Here is a 16,418-nt window from a genome sequence, read left to right on the forward strand (position 1 = left end):
ACTCTGTTAACATTCTCGCCTCTCACCTTTCCTATCCGTCAGCGAGCCCTTCGGGCTGTCGTTGATGTCGTCGTTTCTGGAGTTTTCATGCTGTTTCCCATCCTGCTGCTGTCGGCCGCCGGCTTTACCGTGCTGACCACAGAATTCATTATCGTCGGGCTGTTGCCGTCTATTGCCCGGGACCTGAATGTCAGCGTGTCCCAGGCGGGGTTATTGGTGACGTTGTTCGCCTTTACCGTGGCCGCCTTTGGCCCGTTTCTCACGGCGTACTTCGCGCGCTTCCCACGCAAACGCCTGTTTATCAGCATCCTGCTCATGTTCGGCGTGGCCAATACCGTGGCCGCGTTGGCGCCGAATATTTGGGTGATGGCGTTCGCACGCTTGATTCCGGCGTTGGGCTTGCCGGTGTTCTGGGCCTTGGCCAGCGAGACGGCGGTGGATATCGTCGGCCCTGAATACGCCGGTCGGGCCATCGAAAAGATTGGCTTTGGCATCGTCTGCGCCACGGTGTTCGGCATTCCCGTGGGCACCTTGATTTCCGACATGTTCGGCTGGCGCACTGCGTTCGCCATCCTCGCAGTGGTGGCGTTGGCCAAGGCCTTGCTGCTGTTTATCTACTTGCCGGTGACCAAACCGAAGAACGACCTGGTGACACTGCGCTCGCAGTTCAAGATCCTGCGCAACCCGCTGATGCAGGGGCATATTTTGTTGTCGATCCTGGTGTTCAGCGGCATGTTTACCGCCTACACCTACCTGGCCGATATCCTTGAGCGCCTGGCCGGGTTCGACGGCACGCTGGTGGGCTGGTGCCTGATGGGGTTTGGCGCGGTCGGCCTGCTCGGCAACTCCCTGGGCGGGCGCGCGGTGGATCGCCACCCGTTGATCGCCTCCATGGTGTTCTGCGGGTTCATGATCGCGGGCATGGTGGCCTTGGTTCCGGCGATCCACTCAACGATCGGCCTGGCGGCGGCGATGGCGGTGTGGGGCGTGACGCAGGCGGCGATGTTCCTGGTCAGCCATGTGCGGTTGATGAAGGCCGCGCCTCACGCACCGGCGTTTGCCGCGTCGTTGAACATTGCCGGGGCCAACCTGGGCATTGGCCTGGGGGCGATGGTGGGCGGGCATGTGATCGACACCCTCGGTCTGGGCAGCCTGGGCTTTGCAGCGTCGGGTTTTATTCTGGTGTCGATCCTGCTGGCGCTTTGGCTGATGACTGCCAAACCGATTGCCGCCAGCGCCTGAATCATTAGGGCAGGGCGGTAAACAACTCGCGCCGAGCACCTTCGGTAATCGCCACGATGCCGGGGTGCTTGACCTTGCGCTCCACCGAAATCGCGTAGAACGACTCGGTGACCGCGTCAGTCTGGCCGATCAGCGCTACGCCATACTGGCGCACCACCTCATCGGCAATCACGCTGGGCGCAATAAAGATGCCGCTGCCGGATTGGCCAAACGCCTGCATCAACGCGCTGTCGTCGAATTCGCCGATGATCTTCGGTTGAATCTGTTGCTCGGCAAACCAGCGCTGCAAACGGCTGCGCACCACCGTTTCTGCACCTGGAATCAACAGCGGCGCGCCGTGCAGGCAGCGTGGGAAATCGCCGCCGTATTGGTCAGCCAATGCTTGGGTGGCGAAAAAGCTGATGCCGCATTCGCCCAACTTCTGGCTGTAGCCTTTGATGTCCAAGTGCGTCGGCATGGGGCTGTCGGAGATCACCAGGTCCAGGCGCTGGATCGCCAGGTCGGCCAATAAACGTTCGAGTTTATCCTCGCGACAGGTGATACGGATCGGTTCGCTCAGCTCCATGGTCGGCGCGATCAGCCGATAGACGATGGATTTAGGCACCACATCCGCCACCCCAACCCGGAACAGAATCTGCTGTTCATTGGGCTCTGCGCGCAACAACGCCTCCAGTTCATTGCCGGTTTGGAACATTTGCTCGGCATAGGGCAGGGCCCGTCGCCCGGCCTCAGTGAGTTCCAGCTGACGCCCCACGCGCTGAAACAGCGCGACGCCGAAGGTTTGCTCGAGCAGGCTGATCTGCCCGCTGATGGTCTGCGGCGTGAGGTTCAGTTGCTCGCAGGCGCGCACGATGCTGCCGGTCTTGGCCACCACCCAGAAATAATGCAGCTGTCGGTAATTGAGCATGGCGACCTACACTTCGGAAAAAGCGAAGTATACGTGAGAAAAATACGAATTTTTCTGAACTGTTCATCTGCATAGAATGCCTCGCTATCGAGGGGCCACTACTTGGACCCAATGGTTCTAACGAGGAATACATCATGAAACTCAATTCCCTGGGCGCCGCGTCGTTGCTTGCGCTTTCATTGGTAATGGTCAGCGGCTGTGATCAGGTGGAAAAGAGCGCGCAGCAAGTGCTGGGCAAAGCCACCGAATCCGCCAAGCAAGCCATCGATGACACCCATAAGGCTGCCGAGCAGGCATTGAGTGAAGCGACGCAGGGCTTGATCAGTCCGCAGAAAAAAGCTGATCAGCCAGAAAAAGAACCTGAATCGAACAGTAAAGAAGCCTAATTCCCCAGCACAACGTCAGGACTGACCTATGGATTACCTTTTACAACTGGCTGCCAGCCCCACCGCCTGGGTCGCACTGGCCACCTTGATCGTCATGGAAATCGTGCTGGGCATCGATAACCTGATCTTTATCTCGATCCTCACCAACAAATTACCCGAGAAGCATCGCGCCAAGGCACGACGCATCGGTATCAGCATGGCGTTGGTATTGCGCCTGGGCCTGTTGAGCACCATCGCGTTTATCGTGCAGTTGACCGCGCCGGTGTTTGAAATCTTCGGCCAGGCGTTTTCGTGGAAAGACATGATCCTGATCGCCGGTGGTCTGTTCCTGGTGTGGAAGGCGACCACCGAGATCCATCACAGCATGGACCCGGAGCCCGAGGAAAAAGCCAGCACCGGCGCCGTGGTGTCCATCGGTTTCGCGGCGGCGATTGGCCAGATCCTGTTGCTCGACCTGGTGTTCTCCATCGACAGCATCATTACGGCGGTGGGGATGACCGAGCACTTGCCGATCATGATCATTGCCGTGGTGACCTCGGTCATCGTGATGCTGGTGGCGGCTGAACCGTTGGCCAAGTTCATCAACGACAACCCGACGGTGGTAATGCTGGCCCTGGGCTTCCTGATCATGATCGGCATGACGCTGATCGCTGAAGGCTTCGGTGCCCATGTGCCAAAAGGCTACGTGTATGCAGCCATGGCGTTTTCGGCGGTGATCGAGTGCCTGAACATCGCACGGCGCAATCGCCACAAGCGTCTGCTCGCCGCCAGGCAGTAACAGCGCAAATGCAAAAGCCGGCTGAGCTCACAAGAGCCCAGCCGGCTTTTTGCTGTCTGATAGAATCCGCTCACTTGTTACCTTGAGGTCCACCATGAACGAGCCGATTCGCCTCACCCAGTACAGCCACGGCGCGGGTTGCGGCTGCAAGATCTCACCCCAGGTGCTTGAAGTGATCCTCGCCGGCAGCGGCGCACAGAACCTTGACCCCAACCTGTGGGTCGGCAACGCCTCGCGCGACGACGCGGCCGTGTACGCCATCGACGACGAACGTGGGGTGGTTTCCACTACCGATTTCTTCATGCCGATTGTCGATGACCCCTTCGACTTCGGCCGCATTGCCGCCACCAACGCGATCAGCGATATCTACGCCATGGGCGGCGACCCGTTGATGGCCATCGCCATTCTGGGCTGGCCCGTGAATGTGCTGGCGCCGGAAATTGCCCGTGAAGTGATCCGTGGTGGCCGCTCGGTGTGCGATGCCGCCGGTATCCCGCTGGCCGGCGGGCACTCCATCGACGCCCCGGAGCCGATCTTCGGCCTCGCCGTGACCGGCATCGTGCAAAAGCGCCATATGAAACGTAACGATACCGCCACCGCCGGGTGCAAGCTGTACCTCACCAAACCGTTGGGTATCGGCATCCTCACCACCGCCGAAAAGAAGGGCAAATTGCGCGAGGCGGATATCGGCCTGGCGCGTGACTGGATGTGCACCCTGAACAAACCCGGTAGCCGTTTCGGCAAATTGGCCGGCGTGACCGCCATGACCGACGTTACCGGTTTCGGCCTGCTCGGCCATCTGGTGGAAATGGCTGACGGCAGCGCTCTGACGGCGCGCATCGAATATGAAAAAGTCCCACGCCTGCCAGGGGTCGAGGACTACCTGGACCAGGGCTGCATGCCCGGTGGCACCTTGCGCAACTTCGACAGCTATTCGAGCAAACTTGGGCGCCTGCAAGAGCTGCACAAACGCGTGCTGTGCGACCCGCAAACCAGCGGTGGCTTGCTGATCGCCGTTACCGCCGAGGGCGACGCCGAATTCCACACGGTGGCCGCAGAGCTGGGCCTGAGCCTTGAGCCGATCGGCGAACTGGTTGAGCGACAGACCCACGCGGTAGAGGTGTTTTGATGGCAACTGACATCACCGACTACCGCGACATCTTCCTCAACGACCGGCCGATGATGGATACCCGCGCACCGATCGAGTTCATCAAGGGGGCGTTCCCCGGGGTGATCAATTTGCCACTGATGACCGACGACGAGCGCCAGCGGGTCGGCACCTGCTACAAGCAGCAGGGCCAGCAGGCAGCAATCGTTTTGGGGCATGAATTGGTGTCCGGAGCGATCAAGGATGAGCGCATCGAACAATGGGCGCAGTTCGCCAAGGCCAACCCTGACGGTTACTTGTATTGTTTTCGCGGTGGGCTGCGTTCGCAGATCGTGCAGCAATGGTTGAAGACCGAAGCCGGCATCGAGTATCCGCGCGTCGGCGGTGGCTACAAGGCCATGCGCACCTTTCTGCTGGAGACGCTGGAGCACGCCACAGCTGAGTGTGATTTTGTGCTGTTGGGCGGCATGACCGGCACCGGCAAAACCGAAGTGCTCAGCCAGTTGCGCAACGCCTTGGACCTGGAACGGCACGCCAACCATCGCGGTTCCAGTTTCGGCAAACGCGCCACATCACAACCCTCAAACATCGACTTCGAAAACCGCTTGGCGGTGGACCTGCTGAAAAAGCGCGCAGGGGGAATCGAGCAATTTGTGGTTGAGGACGAGAGCCGCATGATCGGCAGTTGCGCGCTGCCGCTGCCGTTGCACAAGGGTATGCAGACGTTCCCGATGGTATGGCTGGAGGACAGCATCGAGGGCCGCGTCGAAAGAATTCTGTGCGATTACGTGGTGGATCTGTGCGCCGAGTTCATCCAGGTATTCGGCGAAAACGGCCAGGCACTGTTTGCCGAGCGTCTGACCCAGAGCCTTGCCAATATCCACAAACGCCTGGGTGGTGAGCGCTTCCAGCGGCTGCAGGCGGTCCTGCAGGACGCCCTGGCAGAACAGGCCCGCAGTGGCGCGGTAGACTTGCACCGCGTGTGGATCGAAGGCTTGCTGCGTGAGTATTACGACCCGATGTACGCGTTCCAGCGTGAAAGCAAAGGCGCGCGGATCGAGTTTGCGGGGGAGCAGGGCGCGGTGGTGGAGTACTTGCGCGAAAGGCTGGGGTGACTTTATTGGCGCCATCGCAGACAAGCCAGCTCCCACATTTGAGGGCATTCACCGATCAAATTGTGGGAGCTGGCTTGCCTGCGATAAGGCCCTCAGCCTCACCAGGAACCTAAAGAATCACCGCCCCGATCAACCCACACACCACCCCCACCAACATCGTCAGCCCCGCCACCGTCACCAGCACCCGCGCATCGAAATCCTTGCGCAGCATCAACAGCGACGGCAGGCTCACGCTGGGCAGGGTCATCAGCAAGGCTACAGCCGGGCCGGTGCCCATGCCCAGGGTCATCATGGTTTGTACGATAGGGATCTCGGCGGCGGTAGGAATAACGAACAGCGTGCCGACGATCGCCAACGGCACCAGCCACATCAGGCTGTTGGCCATCGCCCCGTCGACGTGGGGGAACAGCCAGACCCGCGCGGCCCCCAAGACCAGCACGGCCAGGATATAAACGGGGATCGTGCTCCAGAACAACTGCCACAGGGTACGCAACCAACGGACCAGGAACGGCTGCGACTCGCTTTGACTGACGTCGGCCACCGCATCCAGCGCGGCTTCCGGCACCTGATCGGGCCGGGCAATTCGCTGTGCCACCAAGGACACGCCCACCACCAACACAATCCCTGCCACCAGCCGCAATGCGGTAAAGCCCCAGCCCAGCACAAAACCCATGAACACCAGGGTTGCCGGGTTCAAGACCGGGTTGGCGATCCAGAACGCCAGCGCCGCGCCCACCGACACCTGCTGACGGCGCATGCCTGCCGCCACCGGTGCCGCGCAGCAACTGCACATCATCCCTGGCAGGGCGAACAGGCCACCGCGCAGGGTCGACCCCAGGCCGGCTCGACCAAAAAGGCGTAACAGCCAGTCACGGGGGATCAACACTTGCAGCAGTGAACCCAGAATCACCGCCAGCACGGCGGCTTTCCAGATTGCCAGGAAATACACTTGGGCATAGGCCAGCGCGGCCGCCAGGGGGGCGGTTTGCTGATCATTGAGAATCGAGGCGCCGATGCTGTGGTTATCCGCTGCCACGAACGCCTTGAGGTAGTAGGGCGACCACTTCACGTAGTAGAGGCCGATGCAGGCCACCAGCACGAACAGCGCTGGTTTCCACCAGAACGACCAGCCCCGGTTAGGCTGGGTGGAGATGAGGTTGGGCATGGTGCAGGTCCGCAGATGAGTCAATAGCGGGGCATCATACGCCTGTGTCAGATATCCGCAGCTGGCTGAGTTGCATCCGGGCACGTCTGCTGGCCGTTATCCAGGCCTTGCTTGTAGTTGCGGCTCAGCAGCGATGCCTTGCCGTTGTGCCAGGTCAACGTCAGCACATACAGGGTGTCGTAGTCACTGCCCGACCAATCGTCGGTGATGGTGTGTTTTTCACCCGAGGCTTCACTGGCGACCTTGTTGATCAGCTCCGGCAGGTAGCCGTGGGACCACGCGGTGTAGATGATCGCGTTGTGGTACTTGTCTTCCACCAGTTCGTCCGCGAGGTCGCTGGTGTCGTTGGCGGAGAACTTGATGTTGACCGGCAGGCCGAGCTTGATGGCGCTGGGGCTGATGGTCATCAATGGCCGAATGTAGCTGTAGGAGTTGTCCTTTTCACCTTCCTCGACATTACGCGTCGGGTCGGGGGCGAACACGTAGTTGGCCTTGCCGAATTTCTGCGGCAGCACGGTGGCCAGGTTCATCGCGCGGTTCAGGCCCTGGCAGTTGAGCTGGCCGAGGCCGCCGGCAGGTTTTTCGCCGTGGCGCAGGAATACCAGGGTTTGCACGCCGTCCACGGGGCCGGCGCTGCTGATGCGTGATTCCAGGCTCAGGCCGATTGCGCCGCCCGCCACGAGCAGCGGCAACATGATGTATGAATAACGTTTAAGACGTCGCGCAAGGCACAGAGGCTTGATTCTCATTGTGGGTTCGAGTCTTCAGTGCATCGGATTAAGGCGGACAAGCCCGGCCCCAGCGACGCATCCGGCGTCCTGTGGTTTTTCCGTGTCGTTGTAACAGGGTGTCTCCTTTCACCGTCATGGCGCACTTAAGAGTGCACATCGGCGCTTTGGTTCGCCTGCGCGCAAGATTAGCGCGGCTATGTTGCGCAATGATGACCCATGCAGGACGGCGTGCACGTGGCTATTATGGGGGCTTTCCGCCTGGGGATTTCCCGATGAACGCACTTGCCGCCTTTCCGATCAACAGCAAATGGCCCGCCCAGCACCCGGAGCGCTTGCAGCTGTATTCGTTGCCCACGCCCAACGGCGTCAAAGTGTCAATCATGCTTGAGGAACTGGGCCTGCCGTATGAAGCGCATAAGGTCAGTTTCGAGACCCAGGACCAGCTGTCGCCCGAGTTCCTGTCCCTGAACCCCAACAACAAAATCCCCGCGATCATCGACCCCAATGGCCCGAGCGGCCAGCCGCTGGCGTTGTTCGAGTCCGGCGCGATCCTGATCTACCTGGCGGAAAAAACCAGCCAATTGCTTTCCGAAGACCCGGCCACCCGCTACGAAACCCTGCAATGGCTGATGTTCCAGATGGCCGGCATTGGCCCGATGTTCGGCCAACTGGGCTTCTTCAACAAATTTGCCGGCAAGGCCTACGAAGACAAACGCCCACGTGACCGCTACGCCGCCGAATCCCGGCGTTTGCTCGACGTGCTGGAAAAGCGCCTGCTGGGCCGCACCTGGATCATGGGCGACGATTACAGCATTGCCGACATCGCCACCTTCCCATGGATTCGCAACCTGATCGGCTTCTACGAATCCGGAGACTTGGTCGGCATTGCCGACTTCCCCAACGTACTGCGCGCACTGGACGGTTTTGTCGCACGGCCAGCAGTGATTCGTGGCCTGAACATTCCGAGCTGAAGTATGCCAACTTTCGATTTTAAACAACTGGATGTCTTCAGCAGCGTTGCCCTCAAGGGCAACCCGCTGGCGGTGGTGCACGGTGCTGACAGCCTTGCCGACCAGCAAATGGCCGATTTTGCCAACTGGACCAACCTCAGCGAAACCACGTTTTTGCTGACGCCGCGCGATGCACGAGCTGACTATCGGGTAAGAATTTTCACCACGCTCAAGGAGCTTCCGTTCGCCGGGCATCCCACGCTGGGCAGTTGCCATGCCTGGCTGCAGGCGGGCGGTATACCCAAAGGCGATGAGATCATTCAGGAGTGCGAAATCGGCCTGGTGCGTGTCCGTCGTGAAGGTAACGAGTTGGCGTTTATTGCACCGCCGTTGTTGCGCACTGGCGCGGTTGAGGCAGTCTTGCTGGAGCGTGTTCGCCGTGGTTTGGGTTTGGCGCCCGACGCCATTGTGCGTAGCCAATGGGTCGACAATGGTGCGGACTGGCTGGCAGTGATGCTCGCTGATCGCGACCAAGTGCTGGGGCTACAGCCGGATTACGCGCAACTGCACGGTCTGGCCATTGGCGTTATCGCGCCCTGTGACCCGGCGCGTGACGCCATAGACACGCACTTCGAAGTGCGCGCCTTTGTCGCTGGCGACGGTGTCCAGGAGGACCCGGCCACCGGCAGCCTCAACGCCGGCATCGCCCAGTGGCTGTTGCGCGAAGGCCTTGCGCCCGAGCGCTACGTGGTCAGCCAAGGCTCGGCCATTGGGCGCGCCGGGCGTATTCGCGTGGAGCGCCACGGCGATGAAATCTGGATCGGCGGTGCGGTGGCGGTGTGCATCGAAGGGCGAGTACAGCTCTAGATCAATGAATTGTTACGGGCTGCGCAATACACTATTGGCCCCTTGGCGTTTGTACTGCCGGGGCCAAGGGGCATAAGCTTTCGCCCCAACTATTTCTGCCGCCACCCAGGAAACCCATGACCAGCCAGTTCCCCCAAGCCCGCCCACGTCGCCTGCGCCGCTCCCCGGAGCTGCGTGGCTTGTTCCAGGAAACCGAATTCACCCTCAACGACCTGGTACTGCCGATTTTCGTCGAAGAAGAAATCGACGACTTTGTGCCGATCACCAGCATGCCGGGCGTGGTGCGTATTCCAGAAAAAAAACTGGCCGGTGAGATCGAGCGCTATGCCCGCGCCGGGATCAAGTCGGTCATGACCTTTGGCGTGTCCCACCACCTGGACGCCAACGGCAGCGACACCTGGAAGGAGCGCGGCCTGGTCTCGCGCATGTCCTCGATCATCAAGGACGCCGTGCCGGAAATGATCGTAATGTCCGACACCTGCTTCTGCGAATACACCGACCACGGCCACTGCGGCGTGATGCACGGCGCCCACGTCGACAACGACGCGACCCTGGTCAACCTCGGCAAACAAGCCGTGGCCGCCGCCCGCGCCGGTGCTGACGTCATCGCACCGTCTGCTGCTATGGACGGCCAGGTCCAGGCCATTCGCCGCGCCCTGGACGACGCCGGCTTCACGCATATTCCGATCATGGCTTACTCCACCAAATTCGCCTCGGCCCTCTACGGCCCGTTCCGCGAAGCTGGCGGCAGCGCACTTAAAGGCGACCGCAAAAGCTACCAGATGAACCCAATGAACCGCCGCGAAGCCGTGCGCGAATCGCTGCTCGATGAGCAGGAAGGCGCAGACGCGCTGATGGTCAAACCGGCCGGTGCCTACCTCGACATCATCCGCGACATCCGCGAAGCCTCGCGCTTGCCGGTGGCGGCGTATCAGGTCAGTGGTGAGTACGCGATGATCAAATTCGGTGCCCAGGCGGGCGCGATTGATGAAGCGCGGGTGGTGCGGGAAACGTTGGGGTCGATTAAGCGTGCGGGGGCGGATTTGATTTTTACGTATTTTGCGATGGATTTGGCGTTGGCGGGGATCTAAAAGCGCAATTTAACCTTACAGCGAGCAAGTTTGCTCGCTGTAAGTTCTTCGTACTCCACCTATACCGATTCTGCCCAGCGCTGACAAAAGTCGTGTTGCGCCTGTATGTCGTTGGTGAGATCGCTTTCTTCATAAGAGAAGATATGCACAAGCTCGCCTTCAGGAACTCCCATTGTCATCTCGTAGGCCACAAGGCCGTTAGACATGTGCGAAGACATTCCTGATGTATGGACGTTGATTTTTGATCCTTTGCATAAAAACTTTATATGTTTTAAGTCTGCCCTCATTAAACCAAAGCAATCATACAGATCCAGTGCTGTGTACGTTCGTCGTGTTTCATCGTTCATCAGTAAGTGAAGGGTAGGTTTGCTCCCTTCGTATTCGATTGTTGCGCTTTCACGTACGCCGTATCTGATGACGGTGATCTTACGTGATTTCATCGGTGATCCATAATTGATAGGTTCGTTGTAAATGTTTGTGGCTATTTAAATAATGGGTGGGTTTGACTTTTGCCTGCTGTATTGTTTTAGACGATTTAGAAGGGTTTGCATAAAGCTTTGTTGATTTGTTATGGGGGCACTAAAATAGGTTGTCATTGTTTTAAAAATGGCGTCAAAATTATCGTTTTTTGATAGGTAGTGCTCGATTGAGGAAATGAACCATTCTTGTTAAAATTTTGTATAAGCTAGAAATTCTGGTTTGGTCAGTGCGTCAAAAATTTCTGTAAGTTCTTTTTCTTTGTTTGCGTTTTTTGATGAGATAAGTGCTTCTCTTTCAAGGTTGTCTGTGTTTTCAATGTTATAAGTAAACAATAGTCCATAGATTATTTCCATGCTTGGCTGTCTTTTTGTTTTCATGGCTCAGTGTGAACGGTTGTGGTTTTTTTTGGTTAATTGTTTTTGCTCAAGTGGTTTTCGAACTTATTTATTATATGGCTAAGCCACAATATTCCTGTTGCCCATTGATTAGGGTAATAGTAGTAGCAATACTGTTCGTACAGTAGGTTCTCTTGGAAATCTGACTCATTTGTGTAGGAGTTTATCAGCTCAAGGATTTCTTTTTTGACGGAAATGATTACGTCTCTAGACGAGTCTTGTAAAAATGAATCAATGACTTCATCTGCAGATGAGTATTCCTCAGCCCAGTCCTGATTGAAATAGGCGCCAAAAAACTGCTGGAGTTCTGTCAGTGGTGTGTTCATTTTTCTAATGGGTATCCTGTCAGTATTAGGTAGCCTTTCGGCATGTTCTGCTTTCGTTTTAAAACCAGCAAAAATTTGAATGCGGGCACTGATTTTTCAGTCCCTCTAATGACGCTAACTCCTATTGGCTGACTTGAGCTCTCTCTAATGAGAAGCTTATCTTTTTTTCCTTTTAGGAAATCCAGTATTTCTTGGCTGTTTGCGGCTAAGCTTTTGGATACGAGTGTTTCTGCCTCCTCTAAAGTTCTGAATGTAGATGCTGCTGGAATAGTAGGCTCTGACTCAAGCCTTTCGATTAGCTGGGCGTCGGTTTGACCTACGTGCTTTCTAATTAGATGCCCTCCTGATTTTTCATGCGAATCTAATACGGGGGCTTTGCTTGATTGAAGGGGGGCTATTCTTGATTCAGGGCACCCTTCAACTTTGCAACTTAATCCCAGCGGATCCACCCACCCCGTAGGATTAGGCACGTACTGGTACGCGTTGATCCCACCCGCCAGCTTCACGGGGTCGGGTGTTAGATAGCGACCAATATCTGGATTGTAGTAGCGATGGCGGTTGTAGTGCAGCCCGCTTTCCGCGTCGAAGTATTGGCCTTGGAAGCGCAGCGGGTTGTCGATTTTCTCTATGTCGAGGCGGCTGATCTGGCCGTAGGCGCGGTAATGCGCGGACCAGACGATTTCGCCGTCGGGCGCGGTGAGTTCCTGCGGTGTGCCGAGGTGGTCGAGTTGGTAGTGGAAGGGCTGGGTGTCTTTCGGCCCGAAACCTTCCAGCAATGCCAGCGGACGGAAACTGTCCGGTTCGTAGATGTAACTGCGATGGCGATCTGCATGATGCTCCGCAACCAGCTTGTCGCCTTGCCAGAAAAACTCAGTGGTTATCCCATCAACGGTTTTGCTGATCCGCCGACCAAACGGGTCATAGCGATAGCTGGCCGTTTGCCCGTTGGGTTGAGTAACGCCGATCAACCGATGCTGGCAGTCGTAGCGATACTCGGTGACGAGTTGATGGCCTTTACCGCGTCTTTGGCGGATCAGATTGCCGAAGGCGTCATAGTCGTAATGATGATCGCCTTGGATCACCAGCCGATTCCCCGCCACGATGTCCGGGCCGGGTCGATCCTGCATCAGCAGGTTACCCGCCGGGTCGTGGCCGAAACGCTCCTGCTGGTCTTGCGAGTGATCGGCGCGGGTCAGGCGGGCGAGGGGGTCGTAGTGGTAGTGGTGTTCGCCTTTGCGGGTGTCGAGCAGGCGGGTGAGGTTGCCGGTTTTGTCGTAGTCGTAGTGGCGGCGGTAGAGCTTGTGTTCTTCCTGGGTCACCGCGTGGGCGTGCAGGCGGTTTTGCTCGTCGTAGTGGTAGTGGCTGAGCAGTTGGCCTTGCTGGCGCTGGCGTTCGCGGCCGGTGTTGAACAGGTGAGACGTTAGGGTTTTGCCATTCAGTTCGACGGTGGCGAGGTGGCCGCCTTTGTCGTGGTTGAAGGTGAGGCGGTTGTTGTCCGGCAGGCGCAGGTTCTTCAGTTGGCCGCAGGCGTCGTAGCCGTAGCGCAGGGTGCCCCAGCCTTGGTGGTCGGCGGTGAGGCGGTTTTGGCTGTCGTATTCGTAGGCTAACGCCCAGTGGCCGTCGTCGACGCTGAGGAGGTTGCCTTGGCGATCGTAGGCGTAATCGACCACTCCACCGTCGGGAAGGGTTTTTCGTACGAGCCGCCCGGAAGGGTCTCGCTCGTAGCGGGTGACTAGCTGACTGCCGTCATCGCCGTGTTCGGTCTTTTCCAGCAGGTTGCCGTTGAGGTCGTAGACGTAGGCCGTACGCTGACCGTCAAAACCAATTTCCTGCTGGATCAGGCCGTTGGGGTGGTAATCAAGCCGGTAGGTTTCGCCGACTTCATTTTCGATCTCGGTCAGTAGTAACCGGGTGTTGTCGTAGCGGTAGTTGACCTGGGTGCCATCGGCGTTGAGGCGGCGGCTGATCAGGTGCAGGCCGTCAGCGTATTCGTAGCGGGTGACGTGGCCCAATTCGTCACGTTCGGAGGTGATTTTTCCGTACGGGTTGTAGCTGTATTCTCGCGTGGCACCGCCAGGAAGTACGACACGAACCAACCGACCCACACCGTCCCACTGATACTGGGTCAGCGCGCCATGCTCATCCTCACGCGCAACCTGTCGCCCAACATCGTCATAGCGATACCGCTTAACCCCACCATTCGGCAGCTGTTCCTCAATAAGCTGCCCACGCTCATTCCAGACCAGCCGATGACAACCGTTATCCGGATACCACACCCCAACCAGTTGCCCGTGTTTGTTGTAGGTGTAGTCCGTAACGTTGCCGTCAGGATCTGTCTGACGCGTAACGTCGCCCTGTTCATTACGCTCATACTTCCAAACCGCCTCACCGCGCCGCACAACCCGTACGAACCCGTTGTCATGCTCGTAGGATGTCGGCTCATCCTCCCTCGGAAACAACGCCACCAAGCGTCCAGCATCGTCATACTGATACGCCGTCACCGCCCCCAGCGGGTCCTGCTCAACCGTCAGTCGGCCCTTGTCGTCGTAGGATTTGAAGTGCTCAGCACCATCAGGATCAACCCGCTGCACCAGCCGCGCGCGCTGGTCATGGACATACACTTCCTGACTGCCATCAGCGTTGTGAACCGTAACCTTGCCGTTGTCATCCCAGGCATATCGCGTGTCCATCTGCGAAAAACTGGCCCAGTGCCGAACACACCGCGCCGCCTTACCCGCCCGTTCCCATTCCCAAAAAAAACTCGCCCCACCGGCCAATTGCCGCTCAAGAATGACGTGCTGATCGTCGTACCGATAAACCTCGCTTTCGCCTACGGCATTGGTCGCTGAAACCAGTCGTCCAGCGTCGTCATAGGCGTAGGAAACGACGTTCTGCTCAGTCACCCACACATACGGCTCACGGCCTTTGGCGCGATGAACCTGATAGTCCACCGCCACAATGCGGCCCAGTTCATAGCGCAAAAACAAAGACCGGCCTACACCGTTATCTAGCCGCTCAATCCGGCCCAAACGATTACGAATAACCCGCAGTCGGTTGTCATACGCGTCGCTGATTGCTGTCAGCTGACCATCGCAAAAGTGATAAAAACGCGATGCCTGAGCCAGCACCAACTCATCGGGCAGGGCACCCAAGTAGATCGCGGCTTCGGCCAGGCTGTTGGTAATCGCTGGCCGAGCAGCAGTCGGCAAGGGCAGGGCAGTCGACCGATTCTCATGATCCGTCCAAACCACCGAATCACCCGAAACCACCAACCGCTGCGCCAGCGAATGACTCCAGCCAAACCCCAACCCGCAATCCATTTCCACCGCGCTGGTGCGGTACAACCGCGTCCACTCAAACGGCAAAATCCCGTCCAGCGCGCCATCGGTGAGGGTGAGCAATTCCTCGCCGGTAACCATCGACACCGGGCAGCCATTGGTGGCGGTTTTATCCGCAGGCGCCGCCGCATCTCCCTGGGGATTTTTCGCCGCGACAGGCACATCATCGACATGTTCCTGGCGCACCAACGTCGTCTGCTGGGTCTTCTTACGAACCGCAGGCACCGCGTTCGCAACCAGATTTTCCCCAGCCTTCAACGGCGCACCCGCTACCGTGTTGATCGAAGTCGCCGGCCCGGCGAGCAATATCGGCTTAGCCGCCTCAACGTGCGTATCCAGGGGAGATTTGCCGAACTGGCTGGCCATGTGTTCCAGCCACTCGCGCGCACGACGCGACTTGATGCTGCCCAGCACCTTGCTGCTGAGGCGTATCACAACGCCCATCCCGGCCGTGGCAACACACAGCAACACGTTGATCAGCACCTCGACGCCGATCTCTCCCAGCACCTCGTTCATATACGGCGGCGGCATCAGCCGCAGCCAACTGACCATGGCCGCCATGTAGATAAACAGCAGCGGTTCATCGCTGAGTATCAGCAGGCCTTTGGCAAGGGTTTCGGTGCTGACCTTCAGCAGCTTTTCGAACTCGGCCTGGGACAGGTAGTGCAGCAGCTTTTCGGCATTCGCCAGTGGGTGTGCCAGCCATTCAACCAGCTGTTTGAGGCTGTCCCAGAGTGAGCTCAGTGCATCGCCAAAACCTTTGGCGTAAGCCTGATGCAGCGAGAGATAGCGCTTGAGGAAATTAGCCTCGGAGTAGTCCTTCCACAGCGGCGCAAATGTGCCGCTCCACTCGCTGCGCAGCCAGCCTTCCAGTGGCGCGATGACCGACTGATAAGAGGCATACAGCGCCTTGAAGTGTTCCTTGGAAACGTTGGGGTAAAAATTGACCCGGTACTTCTGGTTGCGATCACACTCGGTGATTTCCAGAATACCGCTGGGCCCGATGACTTTGCGGATGGGGTCGCCCAGCGGGCCGCCGTTTGGATCGATGCGTTGCAACACCACTGGCGTGTTGCCAATCGGCACGAATCGAGCACTCTGGAACATGTGCACGAGGGTCAGGGTGCCGTCTTGCTTGCACGCAGCAACGGTCGAGCTGGGAAAGAGGGAACGATCGATCGGCGCGACCAGCGCCACTTCATCCCCGACCCTGAAGACCTGCTCGACATCCAGTGCCGAAAAGCTGAAGAAGCTTTCCGCCCAGGCGTCGTAGGTGTTGAGGCATTGCCGGAAGTCGCTGAGAACGGATTCGACGTCGCGCGTCTTGGAATCCATGGCGGCCAGCACCAGAAGGCCAATGGTTTGGCTGGTGGCGGCGATCAAAAGGCAGCCCCAAAAAACGGAGCTTTACCGAAAAAAACCATCTGCAATCCCTCGCACTGTGTGATCAGGCGAAGGACTTTGCAGAGGTTTTCAGGCGATATCTGTAGAGCTTATCCGGGTGTGGCGTGGGATGTTTCAGTAGTCCTTGTCAGCGCT

Annotated in this window: 15 protein-coding genes; 8 read left to right on the forward strand and 7 right to left on the reverse strand. The window is 58.2% G+C overall.

Annotation, left to right across the window (positions count from 1 at the left end; genetic code table 11):
* Positions 1–87: 87 nt before the first annotated feature.
* Positions 88–1,242 carry an MFS transporter gene (locus PspR76_RS11440; RefSeq protein ID WP_159955266.1) on the forward strand — a complete coding sequence of 385 codons (1,155 nt, stop codon included), beginning with the start codon at positions 88–90 and terminating at the stop codon, positions 1,240–1,242.
* Positions 1,243–1,246: 4 nt separating this feature from the next.
* Here the strand turns inward: PspR76_RS11440 and nhaR are convergent, their stop codons facing one another.
* Positions 1,247–2,149 carry a transcriptional activator NhaR gene (nhaR, locus tag PspR76_RS11445; protein WP_159955267.1) on the reverse strand — a complete coding sequence of 301 codons (903 nt, stop codon included), beginning with the start codon at positions 2,147–2,149 and terminating at the stop codon, positions 1,247–1,249.
* 134 nt (positions 2,150–2,283) lie between these two features.
* Between nhaR and PspR76_RS11450 the strand changes: the two genes are divergently transcribed.
* From PspR76_RS11450 to mnmH, 4 genes are all read left to right on the forward strand, one after another.
* The gene (locus PspR76_RS11450) at positions 2,284–2,535 is read left to right on the forward strand and encodes a hypothetical protein (protein ID WP_159955268.1); all 252 of its coding nucleotides are present in this window, start codon (positions 2,284–2,286) and stop codon (positions 2,533–2,535) included.
* 28 nt (positions 2,536–2,563) lie between these two features.
* A complete protein-coding gene (locus tag PspR76_RS11455) occupies positions 2,564–3,313 on the forward strand; it encodes a TerC family protein (protein WP_071483460.1) in 750 nt (249 codons plus the stop codon).
* Positions 3,314–3,407: 94 nt separating this feature from the next.
* Positions 3,408–4,442: a selenide, water dikinase SelD gene (selD, locus tag PspR76_RS11460; RefSeq protein ID WP_159955269.1), complete on the forward strand. Its 1,035-nt coding sequence runs from the start codon at positions 3,408–3,410 to the stop codon at positions 4,440–4,442.
* The gene (mnmH, locus tag PspR76_RS11465) at positions 4,442–5,536 is read left to right on the forward strand and encodes a tRNA 2-selenouridine(34) synthase MnmH (protein ID WP_159955270.1); all 1,095 of its coding nucleotides are present in this window, start codon (positions 4,442–4,444) and stop codon (positions 5,534–5,536) included. Before selD ends, mnmH begins: the two co-directional genes overlap by 1 nt.
* Positions 5,537–5,645: 109 nt before the next feature.
* Here the strand turns inward: mnmH and PspR76_RS11470 are convergent, their stop codons facing one another.
* Both PspR76_RS11470 and PspR76_RS11475 read right to left on the reverse strand, forming a co-directional pair.
* Complete coding sequence (locus PspR76_RS11470; protein ID WP_159955271.1) at positions 5,646–6,701, reverse strand: permease; 1,056 nt, start codon at positions 6,699–6,701, stop codon at positions 5,646–5,648.
* Between the two features lie 47 nt (positions 6,702–6,748).
* The gene (locus tag PspR76_RS11475) at positions 6,749–7,450 is read right to left on the reverse strand and encodes a histidine phosphatase family protein (RefSeq protein ID WP_159955273.1); all 702 of its coding nucleotides are present in this window, start codon (positions 7,448–7,450) and stop codon (positions 6,749–6,751) included.
* A 254-nt stretch (positions 7,451–7,704) separates the two neighbouring features.
* Here PspR76_RS11475 and PspR76_RS11480 point away from each other — a divergent pair, with 254 nt between their 5' ends.
* The 3 genes from PspR76_RS11480 to hemB all read left to right on the forward strand — a co-directional run bounded on the left by PspR76_RS11480 (position 7,705) and on the right by hemB (position 10,340).
* Positions 7,705–8,403, forward strand: a complete 699-nt coding sequence (locus PspR76_RS11480; protein WP_159955275.1) for a glutathione S-transferase N-terminal domain-containing protein — start codon at positions 7,705–7,707, stop codon at positions 8,401–8,403.
* Positions 8,404–8,406: 3 nt separating this feature from the next.
* A complete protein-coding gene (locus tag PspR76_RS11485) occupies positions 8,407–9,249 on the forward strand; it encodes a PhzF family phenazine biosynthesis protein (RefSeq protein ID WP_159955277.1) in 843 nt (280 codons plus the stop codon).
* Between the two features lie 116 nt (positions 9,250–9,365).
* Positions 9,366–10,340 (forward strand): porphobilinogen synthase, encoded by a 975-nt coding sequence (hemB, locus tag PspR76_RS11490; RefSeq protein ID WP_159955279.1) that lies wholly within the window; start codon positions 9,366–9,368, stop codon positions 10,338–10,340.
* Between the two features lie 59 nt (positions 10,341–10,399).
* Here the strand turns inward: hemB and PspR76_RS11495 are convergent, their stop codons facing one another.
* The 4 genes from PspR76_RS11495 to PspR76_RS11510 form a co-directional block, all read right to left on the reverse strand.
* Positions 10,400–10,780 (reverse strand): hypothetical protein, encoded by a 381-nt coding sequence (locus PspR76_RS11495; RefSeq protein WP_159955281.1) that lies wholly within the window; start codon positions 10,778–10,780, stop codon positions 10,400–10,402.
* A 228-nt stretch (positions 10,781–11,008) separates the two neighbouring features.
* The gene (locus PspR76_RS31235; RefSeq protein WP_237235747.1) at positions 11,009–11,173 is read right to left on the reverse strand and encodes a hypothetical protein; all 165 of its coding nucleotides are present in this window, start codon (positions 11,171–11,173) and stop codon (positions 11,009–11,011) included.
* A 56-nt stretch (positions 11,174–11,229) separates the two neighbouring features.
* The gene (locus PspR76_RS11505; RefSeq protein WP_159955283.1) at positions 11,230–11,541 is read right to left on the reverse strand and encodes a contact-dependent growth inhibition system immunity protein; all 312 of its coding nucleotides are present in this window, start codon (positions 11,539–11,541) and stop codon (positions 11,230–11,232) included.
* A complete protein-coding gene (locus PspR76_RS11510) occupies positions 11,538–16,214 on the reverse strand; it encodes an RNase A-like domain-containing protein (protein ID WP_159961409.1) in 4,677 nt (1,558 codons plus the stop codon). Before PspR76_RS11510 ends, PspR76_RS11505 begins: the two co-directional genes overlap by 4 nt.
* Positions 16,215–16,418: the final 204 nt, after the last annotated feature.

The organism is Pseudomonas sp. R76, assembly GCF_009834565.1.
Taxonomy (GTDB): Bacteria; Pseudomonadota; Gammaproteobacteria; order Pseudomonadales; family Pseudomonadaceae; genus Aquipseudomonas.

What these genes read in the sequence shown, in the direction of transcription:
- PspR76_RS11440 (WP_159955266.1), top strand. Translation starts at nt 88, where the DNA reads ATGCTGTTTCCCATCCTGCTGCTGTCGGCCGCCGGCTTTACCGTGCTG.
- nhaR (WP_159955267.1), bottom strand. Translation starts at nt 2,149, where the DNA reads ATGCTCAATTACCGACAGCTGCATTATTTCTGGGTGGTGGCCAAGACC.
- PspR76_RS11450 (WP_159955268.1), top strand. Translation starts at nt 2,284, where the DNA reads ATGAAACTCAATTCCCTGGGCGCCGCGTCGTTGCTTGCGCTTTCATTG.
- PspR76_RS11455 (WP_071483460.1), top strand. Translation starts at nt 2,564, where the DNA reads ATGGATTACCTTTTACAACTGGCTGCCAGCCCCACCGCCTGGGTCGCA.
- selD (WP_159955269.1), top strand. Translation starts at nt 3,408, where the DNA reads ATGAACGAGCCGATTCGCCTCACCCAGTACAGCCACGGCGCGGGTTGC.
- mnmH (WP_159955270.1), top strand. Translation starts at nt 4,442, where the DNA reads ATGGCAACTGACATCACCGACTACCGCGACATCTTCCTCAACGACCGG.
- PspR76_RS11470 (WP_159955271.1), bottom strand. Translation starts at nt 6,701, where the DNA reads ATGCCCAACCTCATCTCCACCCAGCCTAACCGGGGCTGGTCGTTCTGG.
- PspR76_RS11475 (WP_159955273.1), bottom strand. Translation starts at nt 7,450, where the DNA reads ATGAGAATCAAGCCTCTGTGCCTTGCGCGACGTCTTAAACGTTATTCA.
- PspR76_RS11480 (WP_159955275.1), top strand. Translation starts at nt 7,705, where the DNA reads ATGAACGCACTTGCCGCCTTTCCGATCAACAGCAAATGGCCCGCCCAG.
- PspR76_RS11485 (WP_159955277.1), top strand. Translation starts at nt 8,407, where the DNA reads ATGCCAACTTTCGATTTTAAACAACTGGATGTCTTCAGCAGCGTTGCC.
- hemB (WP_159955279.1), top strand. Translation starts at nt 9,366, where the DNA reads ATGACCAGCCAGTTCCCCCAAGCCCGCCCACGTCGCCTGCGCCGCTCC.
- PspR76_RS11495 (WP_159955281.1), bottom strand. Translation starts at nt 10,780, where the DNA reads ATGAAATCACGTAAGATCACCGTCATCAGATACGGCGTACGTGAAAGC.
- PspR76_RS31235 (WP_237235747.1), bottom strand. Translation starts at nt 11,173, where the DNA reads ATGGAAATAATCTATGGACTATTGTTTACTTATAACATTGAAAACACA.
- PspR76_RS11505 (WP_159955283.1), bottom strand. Translation starts at nt 11,541, where the DNA reads ATGAACACACCACTGACAGAACTCCAGCAGTTTTTTGGCGCCTATTTC.
- PspR76_RS11510 (WP_159961409.1), bottom strand. Translation starts at nt 16,214, where the DNA reads ATGGATTCCAAGACGCGCGACGTCGAATCCGTTCTCAGCGACTTCCGG.